We start from the raw sequence: 25,442 nt of genomic DNA, 5'->3' as shown, positions 1-25,442 counted from the left end.
GTTTATTTAGATTGCTGCTTGTTCATTGCTGCCATCATTTGGTTGATCTTCTTTTGTGAAGGTTTCATACCCATTTGCATCATCATCATTTTTAACATTTGTTCATTGATTGGCGGATTTTTCTTTAAATAGCTCATCATATATCTGCGAGCAATGAAAAATCCTAGTGCTACACCAGCTGCTAATGCTAGTATACCAACTAGAAAATATAACATTAAACTTCCTCCTTCATGTTGTCTATCATACAGTGTACTAAATTAATCGGAAGAAAACAATATCTCATTTTAATTAGACAAATTTTCTTTCTTTAATAGGTTTTAACCAGCCGACCCGCTCATGTTCAAGATCAATAGCTAAGAAGGAGGATTCACATTTTCTGAGTACTTCAAAGAAAGCAGTTTCCGCTTCATAGGTACCTTCTGCTTCCACAGTAATTAATTCTTGAAAAACTTCTAATCTTGCCGTGCTTAGTTTTCCGCTTAGGAAAATCGTATATGCACCATGATCTGCTTTAAAGCCCTTCATTTTTCCGAGCTGTTTTTGAAGCAGATTGTGGATTTTTAGGACCTCGACCCGTTTTGTAATATATGAAATTTGTTTTTGCGTTATAAATTTAAGTTCGCCGTTAGAAGTTTGATGTTCTTGAAAAAGCTGAAAAAATATACGCTCTCGTCCGAAGTAATGGGCGGCAAATTCATCTTCTATTAAGTATAGCTGATATTTTCTCACCACTGTTCTCTCCTCCGTTGAAACCCTTTTTTCTATTATAAAAAAGCAGGAACAAAACGTTTGTCTTACGGCGGCAAAAACTTTCACTACTTTTGTCGATTAACCTATTACACAACTACTATTTCGGTAGAATTAATGAATTTTCCTCTAAAAAACGCCATTGTTCAAAATATTGTAATAACTATATCTAATATATATACCGGTGAATGAGAGCATTGGCTCATTTCTGTGAGTAATTGGCTCAAAAATCGTAACTAATGGCTTATTTCAACGATGGATTGGCTCATTTATTTGTATTTATGGCTGATTTTTATCATGGTTCGGCATATTTACCATAATTTTACATAACCGCATCAAAAAAGGAGAACGGAATTTCCGTTCTCCTTCTTGATCTTATCAGATTATTTTTGTAAAAGAGCCTTAACACGGGCAACAACATGATCAACGCTAAAGCCGTATTCTTCCATAATTTTTTCACCAGGGGCTGATGCTCCGAATTGGTCAATTGCCAATACATCGCCTTCGTCACCAGTATATTTGTGCCAGCCAAGTGAAGCACCCATTTCAATTCCAAGACGTTTTTTCACGCTTCTTGGAAGAACAGATTCTTTATATTCTTGAGATTGTTGTTCAAAACGATCCCATGAAGGCATGCTGACAACCGATACATGAACACCTTCACCAGCAAGGACTTTTTGTGCTTCAACAGCTAAACTTACTTCAGAACCAGTTGCCAAAATTAACGCATCTGCTGTCTCTTTTTCTGCTGGAGAAACCACATAAGCTCCTTTTGAAACTCCTTCATAGGCGTTCGTATCAGTACCTTTTAATGTAGGTAAATCTTGACGAGTCAAGATAAGTGCAGTTGGTTTATCAGTTGATTCAACCGCTAGCTTCCAAGCTGCTGCTGTTTCATTACCATCTGCTGGACGGATAATTGATAGACCTGGCATTGCGCGCAATGCTGCAAGCTGCTCAACAGGTTCGTGTGTCGGACCATCTTCTCCAACAGCAATACTATCATGCGTAAATACATACGTAACAGGAAGTCCCATGATTGACGCTAAACGGATCGCTGGACGAAGGTAATCAGAGAATACGAAGAACGTACCACCGAAAACTTTTACACCGCCGTGAAGGGCAATACCATTCATTGCCGCACCCATAGCAAATTCACGAACACCAAACCAGAAGTTACGGCCTTCATAGCTGCCTGGCATGTAATCGCCTGAACCTTTAATCATGGTTTTATTTGAACCAGCAAGGTCTGCTGAACCGCCAATGAAAATTGGAAGGTTTTTAGCGATACCATTTAGGGCTTCACCAGAAGAAGCACGGCTTGCTAGACTCTTCCCTTCTTGGTAGACAGGGATATCTTTGTCCCAGCCTTCAGGAAGTTCATTGTTTAACGCTTGTTCAAGCTGAACAGCTAGTTCTGGATATTCCTTTTTATATTGTGCAAAAGTGTCGTTCCATTCTTTTTCCTTTTTCTCACCGTTTTCAACAATAAGTTTTTGGAAGTTGTCGTACACTTCTTGCGGTACATGGAAATCTTCTTCAAAAGTCCATTTATATGCTTCTTTTGTAAGTTTTAACTCGTCCGCACCTAGTGGAGCACCGTGAACACCAGAAGTACCAGCACGGTTTGGTGAGCCATACCCGATTACAGTTCTAACTTCAATCATTGTAGGACGGTCAAGGTCATTTCTTGCTTCTTCAAGTGCTTTTGCGATTTCTTCAAGGTTATTGCCGTCTTCAACACGAAGGTATTGCCAGCCATAAGCTTCAAAACGTCCTTTTACACTTTCAGAGAAAGACTTGTTTAGATCTCCATCAAGAGAAATATCATTTGAATCATATAAAACCACTAAACGGCCTAATTTTAAATGTCCTGCAAGTGAAGCAGCTTCTGCAGAAACACCCTCCATGAGGTCACCATCACCACAAACACCGTATGTATAATGGTTCACAATTTCATAGTTGTCTTTATTATAAACACTAGCCACGTGGCGTTCTGCCATAGCCATTCCGACAGCCATTGCAATTCCTTGTCCAAGTGGACCAGTAGTTGCTTCTACGCCTTCTGTGTGGCGGTACTCAGGGTGTCCTGGTGTCTTACTGCCCCACTGACGGAATTGTTTGATGTCTTCCATACTTAAATTATAGCCGGATAAGTGAAGCATGCTGTATAACAATGCAGAACCATGGCCTGCAGATAAGACGAAACGATCACGGTTGAACCAATGAGGATTCTTTGGATTATGGTTCATAAATCTTGTCCATAATGTATAAGTCATTGGAGCAGCACCCATTGGCATACCTGGATGCCCAGAGTTTGCTTTCTCAATTGCATCAATGGAAAGCGTACGAATCGATGTTACTGATAAATCATCAATAGTATTAAACATGAAATACATCCTTTCTTGTTCACGGTAACTAAATACATCCTTTATATTATCTTTCATTGTCTATTAATTCAACAAATAAACAAAAATTAGACCGAAAATTTCCTGTTATTTATATTTTGACTCTACCAAAGTGAATGTATGTATGGAATGGAAATACCCCGCCTTTATTAGGCGGGGCTTGATCATGCAAAAGGGTAGTACCCTTCCTATATTGTTAATGAAGAGGCCGGTTCTTTCTAGCCTTCAATTTTTCAGGTGTTACATCCGTACCTTCTGGGTCAATAAATTTTGTATTCGTTAAGGTATCGAGCATATTTGCCCGGAAAGTTGCCAAGTATTCACTTCTTAATTTGGATTGTTCTTTTGCTTCTAGCTCTGTTAATCCTGACGATTTTGCTTTTCTGGCCAGTTCATTAATGCGAGCCATTTTTTCTTTTGAAAGCATTTCCCACCCATCCTTTCTATCCAATAAAGACACTTGATTTTACTAAAAAAAACCCTTTATGACAAGTAAAGGGCTACTGATTCTGTGATTCTATATATTCTTGGTATCTTCGATGAACGGTTGCTTTTGAAACATTATACCCAAATCCTCTAAGGGTGGCGGCGATTTCCGCAAACGTCAGGTCATTGTCCCGCAGTCGTATTATTTGGTCGATTGGTACTTCGATTTTATCCCTGCCGGAGGATTGTCCAAGATTCTTTAAGTTTTTTTCCGGTTTATAGCCCTGGTCTACGGCTCGTTTCATGCCTCGTTTAATTTTCACATTATGTAGTTTCCGTTGATATTCTTCTACCATGCTGACTATTTTTAATACCATTGAATCAGATTCAGACAATTGTAATTCACCATTATGAGAAATGCTATAAAGTTGAATTCCTTCTTTTATAATACAATGCAGGAGGGCAATCTTGGCATTCCCTCTTCCCAGCCGTGTTTCATCCTGAATTAACAAGGCCTGAACTTGTGGTTCTTTTATCTGTTCTAATACCTCTAGTATTCCATCTCTTTCAAAATCATAACCGCTGGCTTGTTCTTTGATGATGGTATCGATTTCGAATCCACATTGGTGTGCAAGTTGGATTAATTCTTCTTCCTGACGTTTTAAAGAGGTTTCCTGTGTTTCTTTATTGGTACTGACTCGGCAGTATATAATTGCTTTCATTCTATTTCCCTTCTATTCCTTTGGTGCGCTTGCAAGCTGTTGGGAAGATTCCTGTTTACTTACCGGAATCACAATTTCTTCACCAGGATAAATTTGATCCTTGATATTTACATTATGTTTTTTGACCCAGCTTACGAATTCCTTGTGTGATAGAGAATGCTGACCTTCAAATTGATCAGAAATCTTCCATAATGTATCCCCTTCAGAAATGGTTACTTTTACATATTGGTCATCAGAATGATGGTTTACTGATAAGAAGAAAGCTAATGTGCAGCTTAAAAGAATAAGAGTAATAGCATACGAGTATTGGTTCCATAATTTTTTCATGTTTCGCACCTCTTATAAGAATATATGTTCTCTATTGATTTGATTTCATTATAGTCCGAACATTTGTTTGCTGTCAACTATTTTCTCGAACTTATGTTTGTATAGTAGGGTGCAACATGCTATAATAAAGACAACATTAACCAGGCGAGGTGCATTTTATCATGGTAAAGATATCAAAGCGACAGCAAGATATCCTGGAGTTTATAAAGGACGAGGTTAAAAGTAAGGGATATCCACCTTCCGTTAGGGAAATTGGGGAAGCCGTAGGGCTTGCATCCAGTTCTACTGTTCACGGCCACCTTGCGCGCTTAGAGAGTAAAGGCCTCATTAGAAGAGACCCTACTAAACCAAGAGCGATTGAAATACTAGATGCGGATGAAGCGTCACAGATTCCTAGAAATAAAGTTGTCAATGTTCCTGTGGTCGGTAAGGTAACGGCAGGTTTGCCGATTACAGCGATCGAGAATGTCGAAGAGTATTTTCCACTTCCTGAAACCCTGGCTCCTGCAGATGAGCAGGTGTTTATGCTAGAAATCATGGGTGAAAGTATGATAGAGGCAGGCATCCTTGATGGTGACTACGTAATCGTCAAGCAGCAGCAGACTGCCAATAACGGAGAAATTGTTGTCGCGATGACTGAGGATGATGAAGCAACCTGTAAAAGATTCTTTAAAGAGAAAGATTACATCCGCCTGCAGCCGGAAAACTCTTCGATGGACCCTATTATTTTACGAAATGTATCGATTTTAGGAAAAGTGATTGGGGTTTATCGTCATATTCATTAAAACCAAGAGAGCTGATTATCAGCTCTCTATTTATTTTGGACTTGAATGCTTTACCACCTAACATAAAAAAGCCTTGGCGACGAGCGCCAAGGCTTTTAATGTTTTTTAGTATGTGCTCATGTATTGATCGCGTTCCCATTGGTGAACAACGGTACGGAACATATCCCACTCGATTTCTTTTGCTTCAACGAAGTGTTCGAAGATGTGCTCTCCTAAACCAGAAACAATTACTTCATCAGCCTTTAATTGATCTAATGCTGCTGCAAGTGTTGCTGGAAGGTCGATGATGCCTTCTTCGATTCTCTCTTCTTTGCTCATTACATAGATGTTACGATCTACTGGAGCTGGAGGAGTTAGTTTATTTTTAATACCGTCTAAACCAGCTTTTAATAGAACAGCCATTGCTAGGTATGGGTTCGCTGCTGGGTCAACACTACGTACCTCAACACGTGTACTTAATCCACGTGATGCAGGAATACGGATAAGTGGTGAACGGTTCATAGCAGACCATGCCACATAACAAGGTGCTTCATAACCTGGAACTAGACGCTTATAAGAGTTTACAGTTGGGTTCGTTACCGCTGTAAAGGCAGGAGCGTGTTTAAGGATACCAGCAATAAATTGACGAGCTGTATCACTCATATCTAAGTCGCCGCCTGGCTCGTAGAACGCATTTTCACTATTTTTGAATAATGAAAGGTTCATGTGCATACCAGATCCGTTTACACCGAATAATGGTTTTGGCATAAATGTTGCGTGTAAGCCATGCTTACGAGCAATTGTTTTTACAACAAGCTTGAACGTTTGGATTTGGTCACAAGCTGTTAATGCATCTGCATATTTAAAGTCGATTTCGTGTTGTCCTGGAGCTACTTCGTGGTGAGAAGCTTCAATTTCAAAGCCCATTTCTTCTAGCTCAAGAACGATATCACGACGGCAGTTTTCACCTAGGTCTGTTGGAGCTAAGTCAAAGTATCCGCCTTGGTCATTAAGTTCTAGAGTTGGCTCACCTTTTTGATCTAACTTAAATAAGAAGAATTCTGGCTCAGGTCCAAGGTTGAAGTTAGTGAATCCTAACTCTTCCATTTCTTTTAATACTCTTCTAAGGTTGTTACGCGGGTCCCCTTCGAAAGGTTTACCTTCAGGAGTATAAATATCACAGATTAAACGAGCCACTTTTCCTTTTTCTGCTGTCCAAGGGAAAACTACCCATGTGTTTAAGTCTGGATATAGAAGCATATCAGATTCTTCGATCCGAACAAATCCTTCAATGGAAGAACCGTCAAACATCATTTTGTTATCAAGTGCTTTTTCCAATTGGCTAATTGGAATCTCAACATTTTTAATGGTTCCAAGAATGTCTGTAAATTGAAGACGAATAAATTTTACGTTCTCCTCTTTCGCCATTCGTTGGATGTCTTCTCTTGAATACCTTGCCATTTTAATTCCCCCTATTTTCTAAAGAATGATTAACTTTAATGGAAAAATCGAGACATATCGCCTTGGCGTAATGAAAATCGATTGTTTCTGCCTGTATGCATTAATTCATTGCGGAGAAGCTTTCTAAGCTGTTCATCTGTTAAGTCTTGTTTTGCTTTTTCGGTTTGTTTCTCTACTATATTTGCTTGCTGCTCCTTGACCATGAACAAGTGCTTGATTCCAGCCATGTTCACACCTTGGTCAATCAAGTCTTTTATTTCTAACAGTCTATCAATATCATTTAGACTGAATAGACGTCTGTTTCCCTCGGTTCTTGCTGGAGAAATCAATTGGTGTTCTTCATAATAGCGGATTTGCCTTGCGGTTAACTCTGTTAACTGCATGACGGTTCCGATAGGAAACAATGGCATGGAACGACGAATTTCTTTTCCACTCACCAAATTTCTCCTCCCTTACTGGTAAATCATAATGCTATTATATTTGGTGTAAGAAAAGATGTCAATGTTATGTAAGATTTTCTTACATGATTTTTTAAAGAATATTTTGAACAACTTTTTTTGCTGAACATTATTATGCCGGATTAAAGGTCCAATAGTCCTTTTTCGATTAAGTGATCAATAGCTAAACAAATGGCCATTTTCACGTGAGCATAAGTTAAACCACCCTGAACATAGGCCACGTACGGTGGTCTAAGCGGGCCATCCGCCGTTAATTCAATACTGGCTCCTTGAATAAATGTTCCTGCTGCCATGATTACATCATCTTCATAGCCAGGCATATAACTTGGATGTGGTGTGACATAGGAGTTAATAGGTGACGCGAATTGAATGGCCTGACAGAACGAAATCATTTTATCGCGATCATCAAATTGCACGGACTGAATAAGATCCGTTCTTTTGGCATCCCATTTTGGTGATGAATTCATCCCCAATTGTTCAAGCAATGCGGCAGTTAGGACTGCCCCCTTTAATGCCTGGCCCACCACATGCGGCGCCAGAAAGAATCCTTGGTACATTTCTTGAAGGCTATAAAGGGAAGCGCCAGCCTCCGCTCCAATCCCAGGCGATGTCATTCGGTAAGAACAGGCCTCAACCCATTGTTTTTTACCAACGATGTACCCGCCTGTTTTCGCAAGTCCGCCGCCTGGATTTTTGATTAACGAGCCAGCCATTAATTCTGCCCCAACATGACATGGTTCTTGTTCCTCTACAAATTCACCGTAGCAATTATCAACGAAAACCACAAGATCCGGTTTTATTTCTTTGACAAAGGATATCATTTGACCAATTTCCTCTACCGTGAACGATGGTCTTGTGGCGTACCCTTTTGAGCGCTGAATGCCAATCATTTTCGTGTTTGGATTTATTTTTCCGGCAACCTCATCCCAATTAATCGCCCCATCATCTGTTAGGGCGACACTGTCGTAGGAAATCCCAAATTCTTTTAACGAGCCTACCCCATTACCGCGAATCCCGACGATTTCTTCTAGGGTATCATAGGGTTTACCGGTGATATAGAGGAGTTCATCCCCTGGTCTTAGGACCCCGAATAAGGCAATAGAAATCGCATGTGTACCAGAAATAATCTGCGGGCGGACAAGCCCAGCTTCTCCGCCAAACACATCTGCATAGATTAATTCCAAGGTATCTCTGCCAATATCATCGTAGCCGTAACCAGTAGACGGCATAAAGTGCGAATCACTGACCCGGTGCTTTTGATAGCTTTGCAAGACTCGAAATTGGTTATTTTCCACTTTCTCATCTATTTCCTTATGTACTTCAGCAATTTGCTGTTCCACTTTTTTAACAAGGGAGTAAAGCTTTTCCCCATTTTGCAACTGTTGAAACATGTTGTTACTCCAATCTATATCGTGAATTTCTGTAATTGTCCGGAAATTTGATGATCCGCAAGCGTATACCCTTTACAACGGTAAAATTGTCCTTCCTCATCAAAAACAAGTTCTCGGAGGATGGTCTCATTTTTCAATTGTGAAAGCAGTTTCCCTTCCGTTGAAGGAATGCGCACTTCGTAGGACTCCATCATGTCCATGACAACTTTCTCGATTTGGTCCTTTAAAGAATGACGATCCGTTTCATCAAAGGCACTAATGAAGACGGTTGTCGTACCCGCTGTGGGAACAAAATCAGGATGTTGAATATCTCTTTTATTATACACGGTTATTTGCGGGATATCTTTTACATCTAAGTCATCCAGTAACTTTTTCACCGTCTTTTCATGCTGATAATAGTCTGGATTGGACATATCGACCACATGTAGAAGCAAATCTGCTTCCTTTACTTCCTCAAGTGTTGAGCGGAATGCGGCAATCAACGTGGTTGGCAGGTCTTGAATAAATCCTACTGTATCCGTTATTAAGGCTAAAAAGCCACTTGGTAAAATCAATTTGCGTGTCATCGGATCGAGTGTCGCAAACAATTGATTTTCCTCATATGACTCCGCTTCTGATAATCGATTAAAGAGTGTCGATTTGCCCGCATTTGTATAACCGACAATCGCGACTTGAAAGGTCTTATTTTTCTTCCTGCGCTCCCGGTATCTGTCCCGGTGCTGAACAATAACGGAAAGCTGGCTCTTAATATCATCGATTCTGCGGCGAATATGTCTTCGGTCAGATTCAAGTTTTGTTTCCCCTGGCCCTCTAGTCCCGATTCCGGCACCAAGTCTTGATAGCGCTGTACCTTGTCCAGCCAAGCGGGGAAGTATGTATTGCAGCTGTGCGAGCTCAACCTGCAGCTTTCCTTCTTTTGAACGCGCTCTTTGCGCAAATATATCTAAAATGAGCTGGGTCCGGTCAATAATCCGTGCTTCTATTTCTGAGCCGAGATTTCTTTTTTGGCTTGGTGAAAGTTCATCATTAAAGATGACGATGTCTGCCTCGACCTCTTCCACGAGTGCTCTCAGTTCTTCTACTTTCCCTTTGCCAATATAGGTCGCGGGGTGGACACGGTCTCGTTTTTGGATTACGGAAGCAATGACCTCTCCTTGAGCGGTTTCAGTTAGTGCTCCTAACTCTTCCATCGAATAGTCAAAACGTGAATCCTCTTCCCCGTTTGTTTGACAGCCAACGAGAATGACCTTTTCTTTCGTTTCCTTTTGTTCCACAGGCATCCTTCCTTCCTTAACTGTTCTTATCTCTCATCATAACAAAAAAACTTTGTAATCACTAATTTTCCCCAAGCTTTTAGATAATAAAATAAATGTTGTATTTTTCCGTCATCATGATAAAATTTTATTGTTCATTTGAGATCGGTTTTTACTATTAGCATTGTGTGTTTGTGACCTTACAACAGAGGGGAAATCAACTATGACATGGGAAGTTTTAAGTATGATCGGAACCATTGCCTTTGCTGTCAGCGGTGCCATTGTGGCAATGGAAGAGGATTATGATATATTAGGAGTTTATATTTTAGGAATTGTTACAGCGTTTGGCGGCGGCGCGATACGGAATCTGTTAATTGGCGTACCAGTATCAGCGTTATGGGGACAGGGGTTATTTTTTCAAATTGCCCTGTTGTCGATTACAGCGGTGTTTTTATTTCCCACTAACCTGCTGCGGCATTGGCAAAAATGGGGCAACCTTTTTGATGCCATTGGCCTGTCCGCCTTTGCGATTCAGGGTGCGATTTATGCCGAGAAAATGAACCATCCGCTAAGTGCGGTAATTGTGGCCGCTGTTTTAACTGGGATTGGCGGGGGGATTATTCGTGATCTGCTTGCCGGCAGGAAACCAATCGTGTTGAGAGCAGAAATTTATGCGGTTTGGGCTATCCTGGCCGGTCTAATGATTGGTCTTGAGATTGCTGTTGATTCTTGGCAATTATATACTCTATTTGTGATCGTAACCGGCTTACGAGTACTGTCTTATACCTTTGATTGGAAGCTTCCTTCCCGACATCTTGGAGTTTCCCAAAAAGTTCATAATCAAAAACAAATCGGCGGATGATGATTCCGCCGTTTTTTTCTATTTGTTATTAATCTTCCTCGAATATTAAATCATTACTTCGCAGGGTCATTAATTCGTGTCTGTCATAGCTATTTAGCATCAATAGTCTCATTGCCTGTGCTCGAACTGATTTTTCGATGACGTTGCGGACATACCGGCCGTTTGAAAAACTAGTAGGATTTAAAACCGCCTTTACCCAAATCAAATGGTCCTTGAATTTTTTCTCCGCCTCATGGCTTAGCGTATACTCTCTTTCTTTTAACATCCTGCTGGCAATATCCATCAGCTGCTCGATATTATAATCGGGAAAATCAATCACCAAGGGAAACCGCGAATGAAGACCAGGATTTAATGTTAAAAAATGTTCCATTTCCCGCGAATACCCGGCAAGAATTAAAATAAACTCATGCTGCTTATCCTCCATATGTTTGACCAATGTATCGATCGCTTCCTTGCCAAAATCCTTTTCCCCGCCGCGCCCTAGCGAGTAGGCCTCATCAATGAACAAGATTCCGCCTTGGGCTTTCTTCACTAAATCCCTCGTTTTTTGAGCAGTATGACCAATATACTCACCGACGAGGTCGGCCCGCTCCGCCTCAATTAAGTGGCCTTTGGAGAGTACATTCATCTTTTGGAAAAGTTTGCCAATTAACCTAGCAACCGTTGTTTTCCCTGTTCCAGGATTCCCTTTAAACATCATATGGAGGGCTTGCTTTCTTGCCTTCAGCCCCATTTCCTCACGCTTCTTGTTCACATAAATCCAAGCATAAATTTCTTTAATCATGCGTTTCATTTCTTCCATGCCAACCAATGCCCCGAGCTCCTCTTCAATTTCTTTTAGTGCGGTATGCTCTGGGGGAATGACCTTTGGAACAACTTGAAAATCGGGTACCTCTTTTCTTATCGAAGTTCTTTCATGTGAGTTGAGAACCACCCTTATTTGGCCGTTACTTTTCGTTTGAATTGGTTGATCCAAAGCTATCACCTCTCATTCTGCAGACAGTATACGTAAGGTAGCATGATTTAAGCTACTCAGAAGTGTTTTAGGTTAGGCATAATCCTTCCCTCTATGTGTATTCACAACCCTTGCAATTCATTAAAGAAGATTTCCTTTATTTTTAGAAATAAAAAAAGAGCCCAAGGGTTGAGGGCTCCATTTTGATACTAGTTTATTGATTATCCAATTCAAGCTGGACATTGCGCTGCGGTGCAAACGTGGAAATTGCGTGCTTAAATACCAATTGCTGTTTACCCTCTGATTCAAATAATACGGTAAAATTATCAAAGCCCTTAATTTGGCCTCTTAATTGAAACCCATTTAGAAGGAACACCGTTACATTGGTGTTGTCTTTACGGCACTGGTTCAAAAATTGATCTTGAATATTGATGGTTGTTTTCATTCGTATATCCTCCTCTTTTATCTCTACTAATATGTATTCGATTTTACTTGAAGCTTTCCTTCAACATATTGTGAAATTTCCGCTATTTTTTTTGCGAAATTGTTCACATATGTCATATCAAACCATTGTACATCCATTTTGTTACGAAACCAAGTCAACTGCCTTTTTGCATATCTCCTCGAGTTTTGTTTTAGCTGCTCAACGGCTTCCTCCCAGGTTACGCTGCCATCTAAATAGTCATAAATTTCTTTATATCCGATTGCCTGAATCGACTGGCAATTACGTAAGCCTTGGTTGTATAAGGATTTTACCTCATCTAGCAGTCCTTGCTCAACCATTATATCTACTCTTCGGTTAATACGCTCGTAAAGCTTTTCCCGTTCCATCGATAATCCGACAAGCGCTGTCTCATACATCAGATCCGGCTGCTGTTTCTTCTGAAAATCCTTCATCGTTTTACCTGTCAGATGGAATATCTCCAGTGCCCGAATCACCCTTCTCACATTATTCGGATGAATTTGTGCAGCACTATCTGGGTCAATCGCTTGTAATTCTTTGTACAATGCTTCATTACCGATTTGCTTTGCTCGTTCCTCTAGCTTAAGCCGAAAAGCTTCATCACCAGGTACATCTGAAAATTGATAGTCATAAATAACGGACTGGATGTATAACCCTGTTCCGCCAACGATGATCGGAAGCTTTCCCCTTTTGGCAATCTCATTTATTTTAGCACGAACCAAGAGTTGAAATTCTGCAACGGAAAAATTTTCTTCCGGCTCCTTGATATCAATTAAATGGTGCGGGATACCCTGCATTTCTTCTTCCGTTATTTTTGCTGTCCCGATATCCATACCACGATAGATCTGCATGGAGTCACCCGAGATAATCTCTCCATCGTAGCGTTTGGCCATTTCGATGCTCAAATTTGTTTTTCCCACTGCGGTAGGACCAATGATCACGATTAATTTTTGGTTGGAATCCACTATTTTCTCACTGCCTTATGCTTTTTTTCAGTGTTGAAGGCGATTTTGACTGCTGCCATCACTACATGTTAACACAATTTTGTAAAGCAGTAGAACATCAAACAAGTATATACAAAAATTTTGTTTCTTATGCGTTATGAGGTAAATGAATTTTTATAACATATTCCTTCAAAATATGACAAATAAATTTAAAAGGTTACAAATCGATAACGGTTCATTTACAAAAAGCTATTTACCCCCACATTCATGTTAGTCTTAAACGTAGCTTTTAATGTATTTAAAAATTGAGGAATAGGTGAATAAAAATGCTTTCTAATTTTGATATTGGGATTGATTTAGGAACCGCTAATATATTGGTATATAGCAAGAGTAAAGGAATCGTACTAAACGAGCCATCGGTTGTGGTAATAGATACAGAGACAAAAAATGTAGTTGCAGTTGGAATCGAAGCGAAAGAGATGATCGGTAAGACACCGGAAAAAATTGTCGCCATTCGCCCATTAAAAGATGGGGTTATCGCTGATTTTGATGTTACTACTGAAATGCTTAAAAACGTAATGCGGAAAGCTTCTAAGAAATTAGGTTTGGCCCTTCGCAAGCCTAATGTGGTGGTTTGCATTCCGTCGGGTTCTACTAGTGTTGAGCGCAGAGCAATCCAGGATGCGGTCCGAAATGCTGGTGCAAAAAAGATCTCACTCATTGAAGAACCTGTTGCAGCGGCAATTGGGGCAGGTATGCCTGTTGATGAGCCAGTTGCCAATGTGGTCGTTGATATCGGCGGGGGGAATACGGAAGTAGCGATTATTTCCTTTGGCGGTGTAGTAGCCTGCCATTCTATTAAAATAGGCGGCGATCGTTTGGATGACGATATTATTCAACATGTCCGCAAGGTGTACAATGTATTAATCGGGGAGAGAACCGCTGAGAATATTAAAATGGAAATTGGTTATGCCCTGGTCGACCATGAGGAAAAGTTTATGGATGTGCGCGGCCGGGACCTCGTAACTGGTTTACCAAAAACGGTTCAACTATCATCCTATGAGATTCGGAATGCGATTAGAGAATCCTTGTTGCATATTATGGAGGCGATCCGCGCCACGCTCGAGGATTGCCCAGCCGAGTTGAGCGGTGATATTGTCGATCGAGGCGTGATTCTGACTGGCGGCGGTTCGTTGTTAAATGGAATGGAAGCCTGGTTGAGCGAGGAGATTTTTGTTCCGGTTCAGCTGGCATCAAGTCCATTGGAATCGGTGGCTGTTGGGACTGGACAGGCATTGCAGTTTATTAATAAGATTCATGTTGGGGTAAAATAGGGTATTTTAAAAGGCTGCAGGATGTTTTCCTGCAGCCTTTTGTTATTTTCATAGTTTTGTGTTGTTTTCTAGCGGCACAGTTCTTTTTTTGAGTGTGTACTCTTTTTTTCGGATATCTCGGGCACAAATTTCTTTTATTGTGACCGGCTTCCCTCTTTTTCAGGGTCCACGGGCATAATTCTCTTTTATTGTGACCGGTCCACCTTTTTTTCGGAGTCCACGGGCACTATTCTCTTTTATTGTGACCGACCACTCTCTTTTTCAGCTTAAACGGGTATAATAATTTTTTATTGTGACCGTTCCACCTCATTTTACAGATCTCACGGTCACAATAACATACTACATCACCCGTTTAAACATCTTCTCCATCTCATAAATCGAATAGTGAACGATAATCGGTCTGCCGTGCGGACAGGTAAACGGGTCAGATGCTTTGCGGAGATCATCGAGAAGCGCCTGGATTTCATCATTTCGCAGATGGCGGTTCGCTTTAATTGAGGCTTTACAGCTCATCATGATCGCCGCCTCTTCCCGAAGCCTCTTAATATCGACCTTTTTCATCAATAATACCTGTTCAATCATATCCTCTATAATCTGCTTCTCTTCCCCTTTAGGAAACCATTGCGGATGCGAGCGGACAATAAAACTATTCAAACCGAATTCCTCAAGGAACACACCGACTTTTTCTAGTTCACTAAGATTCTCTGTTATTTTGACATATTCATCAGTTGAATACTCCAAAGTAATCGGCACCAGCATTTCTTGTAGCTCGGACTGAACTTGTCCTACTTTTTCGCGGAAATACTCATATTTCAATCGTTCCTGGGCGGCGTGCTGGTCGATAATATATAAGCCATTTTCATTCTGCGCAAAAATATACGTCCCATGCATTTGACCAATGGGATAAAGACGCGGGATCCTACTTTTGATATCATCGGAATCAACAGGCGCATGATACTCTGTCTGTGGCTGACCATCAGTTGGTTCGCTTTCAGACGTTGACGCATGATCGAAATACTCTGGTTCAAACGTTTCCTCATTGGGTTCAAAAGGAGTTTCATCCGAAATTGCAAACTTTGGTACCTCCTGCTTAACTGGAACATAGTCAAATCTTGGAACCGGAATCGTCGTCGTTTCTTGAACCGTTTGAGCAAATACCGGACGCTCCCACGGAGTTTCGATCAGCTTACTTGTATGTGGCGTCCCTTCATCCAAAACGAACGCCGTTTGCTCTGATTTGGGTTCTTCTTTTTTCACAGGTGTGTAAGCGGTTGGGATCAAGATTTTCGATTTAAAGGTATCCTTAATCATTGTGGTGACCAGCTCATTCAGTTCGGCTTCCTTACTGATGCGGACCTCCATTTTCGATGGGTGCACATTGACATCAACCAAGAGCGGGTCCATCTCAATATTAAGAAGAACAATCGGAAATCGTCCGATTGGAAGCAACGTATGGTACCCTTCCTGAATAGCCTTCGCCAAAGCGTAGTTCCTGATAAAACGGCCATTAATCATCGTAGAAATATAGTTTCTTGAAGCCCTTGTTACTTCCGGCATTGAGGCAAAACCGCTAATCGTATAATCTAGCGATTTACCGGAAACCGGGACAAGCTGTTTCGCAATAGCCATCCCATAAATCGCCGCCAACACTTGGCGGACATCGCCGTTTCCGTTCGTTTGCAACAGTTTCCGCTCATTATGAATTAACCGAAATGCTACCTCAGGATGGGAAAGCGCCAAGCGGTTCACAACATCCGTAATGTTGCCAAGCTCTGTATGAATGGTTTTCATATATTTCAAACGAGCAGGCGTATTGTAAAATAAATCCGTAATCGTAAGATCGGTACCGCGTCGAGCCGATGCTTTTTCAAAAACCTCAACCTTGCCGCCCTCAATCACCACTCTGTTTCCGGCACCTTCCCCTGTCGAAGTCTTCATCTCCAGTCTGGAAACGGAGGCAATACTCGGCAGAGCTTCGCCACGGAATCCGAGCGTGCGAATCCGGAATAAGTCATTTTCATTTTTAATCTTACTGGTGGCATGGCGCTGAAAGGCAATTAATACGTCCTCTTCCTCAATCCCATAGCCGTTGTCTGTAATGCGGATTTTAGCGAGCCCGGCCTCTTCGATTTCAATTTCAATCACCGTACTGCCAGCATCAATCGCATTTTCAACCAGTTCTTTCACGACAGAAGCAGGCCGTTCGACAACCTCTCCTGCCGCAATTTTATTTGATAAAATTTCATCTAATTGAATAATCTTGCCCATCAATAAAGCCCCCTTACTTTAACTTTTTCTGGAGCTCATACAGCAGGTTAATCGCTTGTAATGGAGTTACATCTAATAAATCGATTTCTTTAATCTTCTCTAACACTCGTTTTTCTTTAGGAGTTGGCTCCGCTTTTTTCGGTGATGCGGGCTCATCGAAAAAGGATAACTGGGCCGGCTGCTCCACTGGTTTTTCCACCTCTGCGACGGGCTGCTCGACCACTTTTTTCACGGGAGCTGTCTGAGCATCTGTCTGTTCCAGTTCTGCTAAAATTTCACTCGCCCGTTTAATTAACTCCGCCGGTAGTTCCGCCAGCTGCGCTACATGAATACCGTAACTTTTATCAGCAGGACCTTCTTTAATTTTATGAAGGAAAACTACCTTGCCGTTATGTTCAATTGCACTAACATGAATATTTTTCAATTTCGAAAGTTCTTCCTCTAACACGGTTAGCTCATGATAATGGGTTGAAAATAAGGTCTTCGCTCCAATTCGCTCATGAATGTATTCAATAATCGCCTGTGCAAGGGCCATCCCGTCATAGGTGGATGTTCCCCGGCCGATTTCATCGAATAAAATTAAACTATTTTGCGTTGCATTTGCAATCGCATTTTTTGCCTCAAGCATTTCCACCATAAAGGTACTTTGTCCAGAAATCAAATCGTCCGCTGCCCCGATCCGGGTAAAGACCTGATCAAAAATCGGCAATACTGCTTCTGATGCTGGGACATAGCAGCCAATTTGCCCCAATATCGCGATCAGAGCGATTTGCCGCATGTACGTACTTTTACCAGACATATTAGGTCCTGTGATTAAGAGGACTTCTCGATCGCTGTCCATCATGCAGTCGTTTGGCACATATTCTTGTGTGTTCAACACTTTTTCTACAACCGGATGACGGCCATCCTTCAGTACAACCCGGCGCTCATTCGAAAATTGCGGCTTGACATAACGGCGTTCTTCACTGACTTGAGCAAAACATTGTAAAACGTCTAATTCACTAACGGCTTTGGCTAATGCCTGCAAACGCGGGATTTGTTCCTTAACCATTTCGCGGATTCCGGTGAATAAATCATATTCCAGCTCTCCGCATTTTTCTTCCGCTTGTAAAATTAAAGCCTCTTTTTCTTTTAATTCCGGTGTAATAAAACGTTCAGCATTGGTTAACGTCTGCTTCCGCTCATATTGCCCTTCTGTTAAAAGGTGCAGGTTCGCACGGGTAACCTCGATATAATAGCCAAATACACGATTATAGCCAACTTTTAAGGACTTAATTCCGGTTTTCTCGCGTTCTTCCCGTTCTAGCTGGGCAATCCACGTTTTTCCGTTGCGGCTGGCATCCCGATATTGATCGAGCTGATCATGATAGCCGTCGCGAATGATATTTCCTTCTTTTAAAGAAAGCGGTGGATTATCCACAATGGCCTGTTCAAGGAGGTCGGTTACCTCTTCACAGGGGTCAAGCTTTTCAGCAATTTCATTCATTTGCTCATTTTGCATTCCAAACAGGATTTGTTTTAAAAAAGGGACCTGCATTAAGGAGCGCTTTAGCTGAACTAAATCACGGGCATTTACATTTCCAAACGCCACCCGTCCGGCTAATCTCTCTAAATCGTAAACTTCTTTTAAGTTTTCACGGAGCTCCTGACGCTCAAAATAATGTTGGATGAGCACATCCACCAAATTATGCCGCTGCTCAATTTCTGATTGCTGAATCAACGGCCGATCGATCCAGTGCTTTAGCATCCGTCCACCCATGGCTGTTTTTGTTTCATCAAGCAGCCATAACAAGGAGCCTCTTTTTCCCTTTGAACGAATCGTTTCGGTTAGTTCGAGATTTCGTTTTGAATAGTAATCGATTTTCATATATTGCTGAATTTGATACGTCGTTACAGGTTGCAAATGGTCAAGACTTCTCTTCTGTGAGCGGAATAAATAATGAAACAGCCTTGCTGCCGTTTGCTTTAATTTTTCCTGATTCAGACCTTCAAGCAGATGGGCAAAGTTCATTTCTATTGAACTGTTATCTTCTATCGAAATCGCTAGCACATCTCGTTCACGCATCTTCTTTTGCAGTTCCCCATCAAAATTACTGGCAACCACAACCTCTTTGGCACTTAAGACCGCCAATTCGTTGAGAACTTCGTCAAAATTAGTGGAAAGGAGTGTGACCCGGCTCTCTCCAGTTGAGATATCGTTGTAAGCAAATCCATAGGTTTGGTCGCCAAAGGCTGTAATGGATGCAAGATAGTTGTTCTCTTTGTCTGTTAACCCTTTTCCATCCATTACGGTACCCGGCGTGATAAGCTGAACAACTTCCCTTTTTACCATGCCTTTTGTTTGTCTTGGATCTTCCATTTGCTCGCAAATGGCTACTTTATAGCCTTTTGAAATCAATTGTTCAATATAGTTGGGTGCGGAATGATAAGGCACACCGCACATAGGGATTCGATCTTCCGAGCCGCCCTCACGGCTTGTAAGCGTGATTTCTAGTTCCTGCGATGCGTTAATGGCATCGTCAAAAAACATTTCATAAAAGTCGCCTAAGCGAAAAAATAAAAAGGCATCTTGGTAATCTGCCTTAATCGTTAGATATTGTTGTATCATCGGCGTATAACCAGCCATAATGACCTCCAGGGTATTAATCTTTTATTTTAAGGGGGTTCCCCTCTTGATTGGGTAATTTTTAAGAAACACTCTTTGTCCTTAGAGAGTTGTTCATGTGGACATGGTTGGAGCTTTTCTAGCTTTTCTTATCCCCATGACGGCTTCATGCGGACATAGTTGAATCGTTTCTTACTTTCTCTGTCCTCATAACAAATTTCTTGGCTCTTACTATCTATATTCGATTTTCTTCGACAAACTATTATATCATATCCGAGTGGTGTCAGGCACCCGTTGAATATTTGCCAAATTAATAGAATAAATGGTTCTTACTTTCGACTATTTCCGTAGGTTAACCATGATATGATGCAAATCAAGGGGGGATTTATGTATGGGGTGGTTTGGCCGAATCTATAAAAACTATGATTTTGAAATGTTTTCCGTAAGCCATTTTATCATTATAACCCTTTTAGTTTTAGGTGTAACATGCCTATTTTTGTACAGGGGTAAACTTCAGTCTGCACAATTAAGACCTTGGGAGATTGGAACAGCCATTTCGCTAATTATAATAGAAGCAACCTATCATGTTTGGATGTTGACCAATGGCAGTTGGCATGTTAGTCATGCGATCCCGCTAGAATTATGCAGCATTAGCCTCCTATTAACAGTGTTACTATTGCTATCTGAAAAAAAGCTCATCTACGAAATTCTGTTATTTACCGCTTTGTTGGGCGCTTCACAGGCGATTTTCACTCCGTTACTAAATTATGATTTTCCGCATTTTCGATTTTTTCATTTCTTTTATACACACTTAATGAGCATTTTTGTTCCGCTTTATTTTACTTGGGTAAAAGGATATCGCCCTACCCTTTGGTCAGTTTTGAAGTTGTTTATCTTTTTAAATGTCCTGATGCCGGTTATTATGTTGATTAATAAGATGGTTGGGGGAAATTATATGTTCCTAAGCCACAAACCAAACAGCACAAGTTTGTTAGATGTTCTTGGCTCCTATCCTTGGTATATCTTATCATTGGAAGGTTTATTAATTTCATTAAGCCTGATTGTTTGGGCCCTCTTTCGTGAAAAAACAGAAAGACAAACGGAAGTGGAGAGGAACTTCCCAATGCCTTAACTGATCTTTTTATTGACCTTTTTAAATTTAATTATTATAATTAATAACGTTCCTAATAAATGTCCCAATAGCTCAGCAGGATAGAGCAACAGTTTCCTAAACTGTAGGTCGGAGGTTCGAATCCTCTTTGGGACGTCTAAAAACCCTTGCGATTGCAAGGGTTTTTCTGTTTCATACTTTTAGTATTCATCGAATTACCTTTGATATTATCTATTCCATTATTAGTCACCTTCCGTGGTAGAAGGCTTCCTGATAATTGGAATAGGTACGTATTTTTCTAACCTAACTTTTCATATGTGGGGATTCAGGATTCATTTCCATAAACTCAAGCCAATTTCCATCGGGGTCTAATACCCAGAATTGGTAGTTCAAAGCCCTGCCTTGAGAAACTTCATCTTCTAATGGGACTCCCTTTTTCTTCAATTGATCCGCCGTTTCATGGATATCATCTACCTCGAAACAGATGTGTTCCGCTCTGTTTTTAGCACCCTCGGTACCTCCGTAAAATAATTCAATAAAACATCCGTCAGCCACTTTCACATATACAATCCACGGTTCACCATTTGGTTGATTCAATTCAAACGCTTTCTTAAAACCAAGCTTATTGCAATAAAAATCCAATGACCGTTCCATATCTACAACATGGAATGCTTTGTGATTAATCCCTTTAATCATCTGTTATCCCTCCATTTTTCTTCTACTATTTCTTTTGGCACAAAAGCAGTCTCTTCCAAGGGCATAATTTGGCGTACTTATTCCTTTTTTAATTACTTAATTATTTTAATTCTCTATAAAGGTTGATTTCTGTGCTTTCTCTCAGTTTCCTCAGCTCTGGAACAAATTTCACTACATGTTCACTTTTATTGTGTTGGTTGATATCCTCTTCAGTCTCCCATTCTTCAATCATTGTAATGATGGATGGATCATTGAGGTCTTCATGAAGAGTATACATGATGCAGCCTTTTTCTTTTCTGGTTTCTGATACAACTTTTCTAGCAAGAATTAAATATTCTTCAACGTTTACGCCTGGTTTAAGTTTTGCCTTACAAACTACTCTAATCATCTTATTGGCCCCTTTTCTATTTTAATTATCAAATTTCGTTCCAATTCCCATCGTACTAATTTTAACTATATTCATAGATTTACTTGTCTATTTTTTAGTTTTTATAAATAATAGAACGTCTAAGAAGTCATTTAATCTTGAACTTCATTTTTGAAAATGTTCTCCCGCTTTACATTTAACCGCATTACAGTACAGTTGTACCACAATGAGGTTACATTTAGTATAATAAGGTTTATTTACCATGTCAATGAGTCTCCCATTAACTTAAGTCTTAGCGCCATTTTAGAAAACGTATATGAATCCATAATTGGCCCCTCTTAGGGATGTACAAAAAACCCTGTAAAACCAATACTTCAAGGTTGGTTTTACAGGGTTTCATTTTTTCCACAAATTTAAAACAAAAAATTAGCCTAGTTGTTAAGTAAACTAATTACTTTCTGCTTAACTTCTCGTAACGTAATGGCGAATTGGTCTCTCAGCGTTGCGGCATTTTGCTCATATCCATATACAACGCGTTCCAACGATGGCCGTCCGGATCGGTAAAACCACAGCCATACATCCAGCCGCCCTTTTCGCCCGGCTTACCGTATATAGTTCCGCCGGCTCGTTCTGCTTTAACAGCGAGCTCATCAACTTCTTCCCTGGAGTTCGCCCCCAAGGAGAATAACACTTCCGTGCCCTGCCGCGAATCTGCCACCGTATTACCAGCAAAACCACTGAACGTGGATTCCGGGAAAAGCATTAAAACAACCTGATTATCGCCAACGATAAAACTCACTGAACCATCTTGACTCGCATACTGCTCATTCAATCGAAAACCAATCTCAATATAAAAAGCCTTTGCCCGTTCTGGATCTCGGACTGGAAGGTTCAACCATATTTCTCTCGACATATCTAACAACCCCCTGTTATAGAAAACAGTGATCACTCACTTCTATAATAAATTCAATGCTTATCCTAATCTTCCCTTCTTGGTTGGAAATAAAATCCTTGTGGAGCTATTCTCATCCCCCTTCCATCTAAATTTAAGAAAGGGCCGTTTCATATTTCTGTTTTATACATACTTTGTAATTAATAAACGCACCAGTCCAATTCACTAATCTCTATATACATAATGCATTATAAAAAAGAAAATCAAAGTGGAAAAAGGAAAAGAAATGAAAAGGGGTTACATCCATGATAAACGTTTTATTTGTATGCCTCGGGAATATTTGCCGTTCACCAATGGCTGAAGCTTTGTTCCGCGCATTAGTCAAAAAAGAAAAGTTGTCAAGAAAAATTGCCGTTGATTCCGCTGCAACCAGTTCATGGCAAATTGGCTTCCGTCCGCATAAAGGAACTCTTGAGATTCTCAAGAAATACCATATCTCTTCTAAAGGGCTTGTTGGACGCCCCTTAAAGAAAGAGGACTTTTTGAAGTTTGACTATATAATCGGTATGGACAACAGCAACATAAAAAATATTTATAAGATCACCTGCAAGCCTAATCACCCCAAGATCATTAGGCTGCTCGATTTGACCAAATACAAACAAGATATCCCCGATCCATTTTTCACAGGTGATTTTGAACAAACCTATCGTCTTATTTCAGCCGGCTGCCGGGCATTACTCAAAAAGATACGCAGCGAACAAAACATATAACAAATTTGAATCTATCTTAACCCAATGCTCAAAATTTGAACTGCCTTTTATTTTTAACCTACCAAGTCGAAAAAAAAAGAGAGCAATGCCCATATTTAAGCATTGCCCCGTTATGAATACCATCTTCCATTTTCCTAAAGAAAAAATAAATCCTTATAACGGCCGTTCCCAAAAACGTCCCTGTGCCATCCCCTCGATAAATGGAGTAATATCATCTTCGGATAAATTATATACACCAGGTGCATCCAAGTTCACACGGCATCGTTCAAGCACTTTGTTATCTGGAACAGCCACTGCCAAAGGTTTAAAGTGTTTAAAGGTCGTTTCCAGAAATTCCAATGCACATGGCTCGACCTCAGCACTACTACTAATTAAAATGGCGGCATCAAATAGACTGGAATCTGCCGTATCAAACGTATCAGTTACCTTTAGTACAGGGCTAATCGTATAGACTTTCTTTGCCACAATACTAAAATTTATATTGTATTGTGCCAGCGTTCGAACCCAATCCGTTACTTTTTCATCATCGGGTTCACCGTTTAACAAGATGGCTGCAGATTTAGTAGACGGTTGGCTTACGGTTTTTGCCATACTTAGAGCAGGAGACTTTTTATCCGATTTTACTTCAAGATTTTCCTCAGGCAGCTCCGCGCCAATATTGTCAGCGACTTCTACGGCTACTTGCCGGTCGATATGATTTAAAAGTGCCACTGCGTTATTTTTAACCATATCCGATTTACATTTTCCAAGTTCAAAACTCAGGGCATCTTTCAGGTGCTGTTGTTCAAATGGAGCAAGACTGTTGTAGAATAACTTCGCTTGAGAGTAGAAATCTAGAAAACTCTCACTTCGGCCTCTGATTTTACGCCCCTCAATTTTTTCCTGATAAGATTCATAGCCGCCTAGTTCAACTGGCGCCGGTTCAGGCTGATTGGCATTTAGACCGTTGCGATGGTAGCTTGTTTGCCCTTGATGAATCGCCATTTGATGCATTCCATCCCGCTGATTGTTATGAAATGGGCAGACAGGCTGGTTGATCGGGATCTGATGGAAGTTTGGACCTCCCAGGCGGGTAAGCTGTGTATCTGTATAGGAAAATAAACGGCCTTGTAAAAGTGGATCGTTTGAAAAATCGATACCTGGCACTACATGACCGGGATGAAAAGCGACTTGCTCAGTTTCTGCAAAAAAGTTGTGGACATTACGATTCAAGGTCATTTTACCAACGATTTTTACGGGAACATCCTCTTCCGGCCATAATTTGGTTGGATCTAAAATGTCAAAATCAAAATTGAATTCATCTTTTTCAGGGATGATTTGCAGACCTAACTCCCATTCCGGGAAATCTCCTTTTTCAATTGCTTCATATAAGTCTTGACGGTGGAAGTCTGGATTTTTACCGGCAATTCTCTGTGCTTCATCCCAGACGAGTGAATGAATGCCAAGGACAGGCTTCCAATGGAATTTTACAAAATGGGCTTCCCCATCCGCATTGATCAGTCGGAAAGTATGTACACCAAAGCCCTCCATCATCCGTAGACTGCGCGGGATGGCACGGTCACTCATGGCCCACATCACCATATGGGCTGATTCATGATTTTGGCCAATGAAATCCCAAAATGTATCGTGGGCGCTCGCGCCTTGTGGAATTTCTGTATGCGGTTCAGGTTTAAGAGCGTGGACAAAGTCAGGGAATTTAATCGCATCTTGAATAAAGAAAACTGGCATATTATTCCCGACTAGATCAAAGTTTCCTTCGTCTGTATAAAATTTGGTTGCAAATCCGCGGACATCACGAACTGTATCGGCTGATCCTTTTGAGCCTTGGACCGTTGAGAAGCGGACAAAAACCGGAGTCGTTTTGGCTGTGTCTGTGAGAAAGTCAGCCTTGGTATATTCAACCAACGATTCATAGAGTTGAAAGATTCCATGGGCCCCTACGCCGCGGGCATGAACAACCCGTTCAGGGATCCGTTCATGGTCAAAATGGGTCATCTTTTCTCGAAAATGGAAGTCCTCCATTAATGTCGGCCCTCTTAACCCAGCCTTTAAAGAAAACTCGTCCTCCGACACCTTTAGCCCTTGGTTAGTAGTCAATGGTGCCTTTTTTTCATTATCAATTGAAAAATTCTCTAATTGAACGGCCTTCTTATTTACCATCGTGATCCTCCTCACAAAAATATGTACTATAAAAAGATTAGCAGGTAAATGAATACCC

Annotated in this window: 24 protein-coding genes and 1 tRNA gene; 6 read left to right on the top strand and 19 right to left on the bottom strand. The window is 40.8% G+C overall.

The window, feature by feature from the left end; all coding sequences use genetic code 11:
- Positions 1-2: 2 nt before the first annotated feature.
- The 6 genes from J7E81_RS04325 to yneA all read right to left on the bottom strand — a co-directional run bounded on the left by J7E81_RS04325 (position 3) and on the right by yneA (position 4,630).
- Positions 3-215 carry a YneF family protein gene (locus J7E81_RS04325; protein ID WP_215040889.1) on the bottom strand — a complete coding sequence of 71 codons (213 nt, stop codon included), beginning with the start codon at positions 213-215 and terminating at the stop codon, positions 3-5.
- A gap of 73 nt (positions 216-288) precedes the next feature.
- Positions 289-729 (bottom strand): sporulation inhibitor of replication protein SirA, encoded by a 441-nt coding sequence (sirA, locus tag J7E81_RS04320; RefSeq protein WP_215040888.1) that lies wholly within the window; start codon positions 727-729, stop codon positions 289-291.
- Between the two features lie 401 nt (positions 730-1,130).
- The gene (gene tkt / locus J7E81_RS04315; protein ID WP_215040887.1) at positions 1,131-3,137 is read right to left on the bottom strand and encodes a transketolase; all 2,007 of its coding nucleotides are present in this window, start codon (positions 3,135-3,137) and stop codon (positions 1,131-1,133) included.
- Positions 3,138-3,351: 214 nt separating this feature from the next.
- Positions 3,352-3,582 carry a DUF896 domain-containing protein gene (locus J7E81_RS04310; protein WP_215040886.1) on the bottom strand — a complete coding sequence of 77 codons (231 nt, stop codon included), beginning with the start codon at positions 3,580-3,582 and terminating at the stop codon, positions 3,352-3,354.
- 73 nt (positions 3,583-3,655) lie between these two features.
- Positions 3,656-4,303: a YneB family resolvase-like protein gene (locus tag J7E81_RS04305; protein WP_215040885.1), complete on the bottom strand. Its 648-nt coding sequence runs from the start codon at positions 4,301-4,303 to the stop codon at positions 3,656-3,658.
- A 12-nt stretch (positions 4,304-4,315) separates the two neighbouring features.
- Positions 4,316-4,630 (bottom strand): cell division suppressor protein YneA, encoded by a 315-nt coding sequence (yneA, locus tag J7E81_RS04300; RefSeq protein WP_215040884.1) that lies wholly within the window; start codon positions 4,628-4,630, stop codon positions 4,316-4,318.
- Positions 4,631-4,791: 161 nt separating this feature from the next.
- On the opposite strand from yneA, the gene lexA reads away from it, so the two are divergent.
- Positions 4,792-5,415 carry a transcriptional repressor LexA gene (gene lexA / locus J7E81_RS04295; protein WP_215040883.1) on the top strand — a complete coding sequence of 208 codons (624 nt, stop codon included), beginning with the start codon at positions 4,792-4,794 and terminating at the stop codon, positions 5,413-5,415.
- 105 nt (positions 5,416-5,520) lie between these two features.
- Here the strand turns inward: lexA and glnA are convergent, their stop codons facing one another.
- The 4 genes from glnA to hflX all read right to left on the bottom strand — a co-directional run bounded on the left by glnA (position 5,521) and on the right by hflX (position 9,984).
- Entirely contained in the window at positions 5,521-6,855 is a 1,335-nt protein-coding gene (glnA, locus tag J7E81_RS04290) for a type I glutamate--ammonia ligase (RefSeq protein ID WP_215040882.1), read from the bottom strand.
- Positions 6,856-6,890: 35 nt separating this feature from the next.
- Positions 6,891-7,292: a MerR family transcriptional regulator gene (locus tag J7E81_RS04285; RefSeq protein WP_308162131.1), complete on the bottom strand. Its 402-nt coding sequence runs from the start codon at positions 7,290-7,292 to the stop codon at positions 6,891-6,893.
- A gap of 143 nt (positions 7,293-7,435) precedes the next feature.
- Entirely contained in the window at positions 7,436-8,704 is a 1,269-nt protein-coding gene (locus J7E81_RS04280; protein WP_215040881.1) for a methionine gamma-lyase family protein, read from the bottom strand.
- Positions 8,705-8,718: 14 nt separating this feature from the next.
- The gene (gene hflX / locus J7E81_RS04275; protein ID WP_251028414.1) at positions 8,719-9,984 is read right to left on the bottom strand and encodes a GTPase HflX; all 1,266 of its coding nucleotides are present in this window, start codon (positions 9,982-9,984) and stop codon (positions 8,719-8,721) included.
- A gap of 196 nt (positions 9,985-10,180) precedes the next feature.
- Here hflX and J7E81_RS04270 point away from each other — a divergent pair, with 196 nt between their 5' ends.
- Positions 10,181-10,819 (top strand): trimeric intracellular cation channel family protein, encoded by a 639-nt coding sequence (locus J7E81_RS04270; protein WP_215040879.1) that lies wholly within the window; start codon positions 10,181-10,183, stop codon positions 10,817-10,819.
- Positions 10,820-10,847: 28 nt separating this feature from the next.
- Here J7E81_RS04270 and spoVK read toward each other — a convergent pair whose 3' ends face one another.
- The 3 genes from spoVK to miaA form a co-directional block, all read right to left on the bottom strand.
- Complete coding sequence (gene spoVK / locus J7E81_RS04265; protein WP_215040878.1) at positions 10,848-11,795, bottom strand: stage V sporulation protein K; 948 nt, start codon at positions 11,793-11,795, stop codon at positions 10,848-10,850.
- Positions 11,796-11,988: 193 nt separating this feature from the next.
- Positions 11,989-12,219 (bottom strand): RNA chaperone Hfq, encoded by a 231-nt coding sequence (gene hfq, locus J7E81_RS04260; protein ID WP_215040877.1) that lies wholly within the window; start codon positions 12,217-12,219, stop codon positions 11,989-11,991.
- A gap of 26 nt (positions 12,220-12,245) precedes the next feature.
- Positions 12,246-13,202, bottom strand: a complete 957-nt coding sequence (gene miaA / locus J7E81_RS04255; protein ID WP_215040876.1) for a tRNA (adenosine(37)-N6)-dimethylallyltransferase MiaA — start codon at positions 13,200-13,202, stop codon at positions 12,246-12,248.
- A gap of 305 nt (positions 13,203-13,507) precedes the next feature.
- Here miaA and mreBH point away from each other — a divergent pair, with 305 nt between their 5' ends.
- A complete protein-coding gene (gene mreBH / locus J7E81_RS04250; protein WP_215040875.1) occupies positions 13,508-14,515 on the top strand; it encodes a rod-share determining protein MreBH in 1,008 nt (335 codons plus the stop codon).
- 339 nt (positions 14,516-14,854) lie between these two features.
- On the opposite strand, the gene mutL is transcribed toward mreBH, so the two are convergent.
- The gene (mutL, locus tag J7E81_RS04245; RefSeq protein WP_215040874.1) at positions 14,855-16,783 is read right to left on the bottom strand and encodes a DNA mismatch repair endonuclease MutL; all 1,929 of its coding nucleotides are present in this window, start codon (positions 16,781-16,783) and stop codon (positions 14,855-14,857) included.
- A 13-nt stretch (positions 16,784-16,796) separates the two neighbouring features.
- Positions 16,797-19,409, bottom strand: a complete 2,613-nt coding sequence (mutS, locus tag J7E81_RS04240) for a DNA mismatch repair protein MutS (RefSeq protein ID WP_215040873.1) — start codon at positions 19,407-19,409, stop codon at positions 16,797-16,799.
- Between the two features lie 370 nt (positions 19,410-19,779).
- On the opposite strand from mutS, the gene J7E81_RS04235 reads away from it, so the two are divergent.
- Positions 19,780-20,520, top strand: coding sequence for a YwaF family protein (locus J7E81_RS04235; RefSeq protein ID WP_215040872.1), 741 nt, complete (start codon positions 19,780-19,782; stop codon positions 20,518-20,520).
- A gap of 61 nt (positions 20,521-20,581) precedes the next feature.
- Positions 20,582-20,655 (top strand) — tRNA-Arg (locus J7E81_RS04230).
- A gap of 147 nt (positions 20,656-20,802) precedes the next feature.
- Here the strand turns inward: J7E81_RS04230 and J7E81_RS04225 are convergent.
- From J7E81_RS04225 to J7E81_RS04215, 3 genes are all read right to left on the bottom strand, one after another.
- Complete coding sequence (locus J7E81_RS04225) at positions 20,803-21,195, bottom strand: VOC family protein (RefSeq protein WP_215040871.1); 393 nt, start codon at positions 21,193-21,195, stop codon at positions 20,803-20,805.
- Positions 21,196-21,295: 100 nt separating this feature from the next.
- Complete coding sequence (locus tag J7E81_RS04220) at positions 21,296-21,583, bottom strand: putative quinol monooxygenase (protein WP_215040870.1); 288 nt, start codon at positions 21,581-21,583, stop codon at positions 21,296-21,298.
- Between the two features lie 475 nt (positions 21,584-22,058).
- A complete protein-coding gene (locus J7E81_RS04215) occupies positions 22,059-22,475 on the bottom strand; it encodes a VOC family protein (protein ID WP_215040869.1) in 417 nt (138 codons plus the stop codon).
- Positions 22,476-22,759: 284 nt separating this feature from the next.
- Between J7E81_RS04215 and J7E81_RS04210 the strand changes: the two genes are divergently transcribed.
- The gene (locus J7E81_RS04210) at positions 22,760-23,224 is read left to right on the top strand and encodes a low molecular weight protein-tyrosine-phosphatase (protein ID WP_215040868.1); all 465 of its coding nucleotides are present in this window, start codon (positions 22,760-22,762) and stop codon (positions 23,222-23,224) included.
- A 153-nt stretch (positions 23,225-23,377) separates the two neighbouring features.
- On the opposite strand, the gene J7E81_RS04205 is transcribed toward J7E81_RS04210, so the two are convergent.
- A complete protein-coding gene (locus tag J7E81_RS04205; RefSeq protein WP_215040867.1) occupies positions 23,378-25,384 on the bottom strand; it encodes a catalase in 2,007 nt (668 codons plus the stop codon).
- Positions 25,385-25,442 lie beyond the last annotated feature (58 nt).

Origin of the sequence: Bacillus sp. ISL-18 (genome assembly GCF_018613415.1) — a bacterium.
Lineage (GTDB): Bacteria > Bacillota > Bacilli > Bacillales > Cytobacillaceae > Neobacillus.
Note: the sequence above shows the minus strand (reverse complement) of the source record. Positions and strands in the feature narration are given on the sequence as shown.